A 3128-nucleotide genomic window follows, 5' to 3' on the forward strand; every position below is an offset into this window, starting at 1 on the left:
ACTTACCCTGGGCAGATCAGCTTGACCCAGGTCCCACTCCTTGCGCGCGGCCAGCTGGCCGAGCTTCTCCATCGCCATGTACTCCTGCGTGCCGCCGAACGACGACGCCACCGTCTGATAGATCGGGTTGGCGAAGATCTGCTCGGCCTTGTCCGCGCTGGTGTGCTCGAGCACCATGTCGTCGAAGGTGCGGCGCATGTTCAGCATCATCGCGTGCAGTTCACCGGGCACCTCGGGACCCAGCTCCACGCGCTGCGGGGTGTTGTCCAGTTCGGCCACGCCCAGCGACTGCGCCAGCCTGCGCGCCGGATCGATGGTCAGCACCACCACCTTGCGACCCGATTCGGCCGCTCGCAGCGCGATCGAGGCCGCGGTGGTGGTCTTACCGACGCCGCCGGACCCGCAGCACACGATCACGCGGGCACTCGGGTCGGCGATGATCTGCGAGACATCCAGCGCGGGCGGGGTGGAAACGTGCTCGCTCATCGGACTCCCTGCGCGGATAGCTGTTCGGCCAGTTCGTAGAGGCCACCCAGGTCGATGCCGTCGCCGAGGGCGGGCAGGGACAGCTGGGGGACGTCGATCTGCGCCAGTTCGGCGGCACTCGCGTTCTGTGCGGTCAGCACGATCGCATGGTCGACCGTTTCGGCGATCAGGCCGTCGAAGTCCGATTCGGACAGGGTGATGCCGGCCTTCGCCAGGTCGGCGGCGACCGCGGCGGTGTCGAGTTCGCCCGCCACGGCTGTGTCGCGCTGAGCCGGGGTGAGTTCGGCGGTGGCCGCCCGGTTGACGATCACCGTGCCGATCCGCAGATCGTCGGCGGTGAGCTCGGCGATCGCGTCGGCGGTCTCCTGCACCGGCAGCGCCTCGAGCAGCGTCACCAGGTGGATCATCGTCTGATCGGAATGCAGCAGGTTGGACACGCCCTCTGCCTGCGAGGCGATCGGACCGCCCTTGGCGATCTCGGCCATGGCCGTGGTGACGTCGAGGAAGCCGGCGATCCGGCCGGTCGGCGGCGCGTCGACGACGATGTCGTCATAGGCGGGCCTGCCGTCCTTGCCGACCCTGACCACACACTCTTTGATCTTGCCGGTGAGGATCACGTCGCGCAGACCGGGCGCGATCGTGGTGACGAACTCGATGGCGCCCATCCGGCGCATCGCCCGCCCCGCGAAGCCGAGGTTGTAGAACATGTCGAGGTATTCGAGGAACGCGTACTCGATGTCCAGTGCCAGTGCCGTCACCTCGCCACCGCCGTCGGCGCTGGCGATATGGGTCTCGGTGGGCGGCAACGGTGGCCGATCGAACAACTGCGCGATGGACTGGCGACTCTCGACCTCGACCAGCAGCACTTTGCGTCCCCCTGCGGCGAGCGCGAGTGCGAGTGCGGCCGAAACGGTCGACTTGCCGGTGCCTCCCTTGCCGGTCACGTAGTGCAAGCGGGCCTTGGCCGCGCGCTGTGGCCATCCGGTCGACGGTTCGGGAACCGACGAAACCGGCTCTGCTGTTGGTGCTCCCACGCCGCCGAGCCTATAACCCGTTTCGCCCAGGCGTTCGGGGTGAGCCCTAAACTCACACCATGAGTGAAGTCACCCTGTGGGAGTACGCGACCGTGCCGCTGTTGACGCACGCGACCAAGCAGATCCTCGACCAGTGGGGGTCCGACGGCTGGGAGCTGGTCTCGGTGCTGCCCGGACCGACCGGCGAACAGCACGTCGCCTACCTGAAGCGGCAGAAGTAGCCGTGGCCACCGCGTGGAAGGACGCGCTCGACCGGCTCGGTGTCACGCTGCCGCCGGTCGCCGCTCCTGTCGCGGCCTACATTCCCGCCGTGCGCACCGGTTCGCTGGTGTACACCTCCGGCCAGCTGCCCTTCGTCGACGGTGAATTGTCGGCGGTCGGCAAGGTCGGGGCCGAGGTGGATGTGGAGCAGGCCAAGGAGGCCGCCCGGCTGTGCGCGTTGAACGCGCTCGCGGCCGTGCACGACCTGGTCGGGCTCGACCAGGTGGTGCGGATCGTGAAGGTCGTCGGATTCGTCGCCTCGGCGCCCGGATTCAGCGATCAGCCGATCGTGATCAACGGTGCGTCGGAGTTCCTCGGTGAGGTGTTCGGCGAGGCGGGCGTGCACGCGCGCTCGGCCGTCGGCGTCTCGGAACTGCCCAAGAACACGCCCGTCGAGGTGGAATTGATCGTCGAGGTCGGATAGGCAGCCGTCATGGCACTGGAACATCCCGCGTACAGCCAGGTCAGGCCGGTCACTGCGACGGCATCGGTACTACTGGCCGACAACCCCAATCAAATGACGCTCGACGGCACCAACACCTGGCTGCTGCGTGGCCCGGACAGCGATTCCTACGTGGTCGTCGATCCGGGACCGAAGGACAAGAAACACACCGCCGACATCGTCGAGGCCACCGGCGGCCGGATCGCGTTGACGCTGATCACCCATCACCACCACGATCACACCGGCGGCATCGATCACCTGGTGAAAGCCACCGGGACGCCGGTGCGATCGGTGGACCCGGCGTATCTGCGTGGCGCGGTCGTGCCGCTGGTGGACGGCGAGGTGATCGAGGCCGCCGGCCTGCGGATCACGGTGCTCGGTACGCCGGGACACACCACCGATTCGGTGAGCCTGCTGCTCGACGACGCGGTGCTCACCGGTGACACGGTCCTCGGCCGCGGCACCACGGTGCTCGAATCCGCGCCGGGCGCGCTGGCGAACTTCCTCGCGTCGCTGGAAAAGCTGCGTGAGCTGGGCGCGGGTAAGGCATTGCTGCCCGCGCACGGGCCCGACCACCCCGATGCTGCGCCGGTGGCGCAGTACTACCTCGACCACCGGCGTGAGCGGCTCGACCAGGTGCGGGCCGCGCTGGTCGAACTGGGTCCCGGCGCGGGCGCTCTCGCGGTGGTCCGCAAGGTGTACGCCGACGTGGACAAACGGCTGTGGCCCGCCGCGCGCAGTTCCGTGCAGGCACAGCTGGAATACCTGCGGGCCGAACAGAACTGAACACCGGTCGATCGCCGACGCGCTTGCCGGGTGGGGGGTAGACCCGGGGGAGGGCGACAACCGCCGCGGTGCCCGCCCAACCAAAACCCGGGGGGGTGGGCGAGGGCGGGGTCGTTTAA

General features: G+C 68.4%; 5 protein-coding genes. 3 read left to right on the forward strand and 2 right to left on the reverse strand.

The annotated features are described in order from the left end of the window. Both ACFWF3_RS29950 and ACFWF3_RS29955 read right to left on the reverse strand, forming a co-directional pair. Positions 1 to 486 (reverse strand): ArsA family ATPase (locus ACFWF3_RS29950; RefSeq protein WP_379316990.1); only part of this gene is annotated, 486 nt, incomplete at its 3' end. After that, the gene (locus ACFWF3_RS29955; protein WP_378638725.1) at positions 483 to 1520 is read right to left on the reverse strand and encodes an ArsA family ATPase; all 1038 of its coding nucleotides are present in this window, start codon (positions 1518 to 1520) and stop codon (positions 483 to 485) included. The genes ACFWF3_RS29950 and ACFWF3_RS29955, both read right to left, overlap by 4 nt. A 59-nt stretch (positions 1521 to 1579) precedes the next feature. Between ACFWF3_RS29955 and ACFWF3_RS29960 the strand changes: the two genes are divergently transcribed. The 3 genes from ACFWF3_RS29960 to ACFWF3_RS29970 are packed head-to-tail and all read left to right on the forward strand — an operon-like array spanning position 1580 to position 3009. Then, a complete protein-coding gene (locus ACFWF3_RS29960; protein WP_101464811.1) occupies positions 1580 to 1741 on the forward strand; it encodes a DUF4177 domain-containing protein in 162 nt (53 codons plus the stop codon). 2 nt (positions 1742 to 1743) lie between these two features. Beyond that, complete coding sequence (locus ACFWF3_RS29965) at positions 1744 to 2205, forward strand: RidA family protein (RefSeq protein ID WP_211300352.1); 462 nt, start codon at positions 1744 to 1746, stop codon at positions 2203 to 2205. Positions 2206 to 2214: 9 nt separating this feature from the next. Beyond that, the gene (locus tag ACFWF3_RS29970; RefSeq protein ID WP_378994320.1) at positions 2215 to 3009 is read left to right on the forward strand and encodes an MBL fold metallo-hydrolase; all 795 of its coding nucleotides are present in this window, start codon (positions 2215 to 2217) and stop codon (positions 3007 to 3009) included. Positions 3010 to 3128: the final 119 nt, after the last annotated feature.

The sequence above is a fragment of the Nocardia sp. NPDC060220 genome (assembly GCF_042727815.1).
In the GTDB taxonomy this organism is placed as follows: domain Bacteria; phylum Actinomycetota; class Actinomycetes; order Mycobacteriales; family Mycobacteriaceae; genus Nocardia.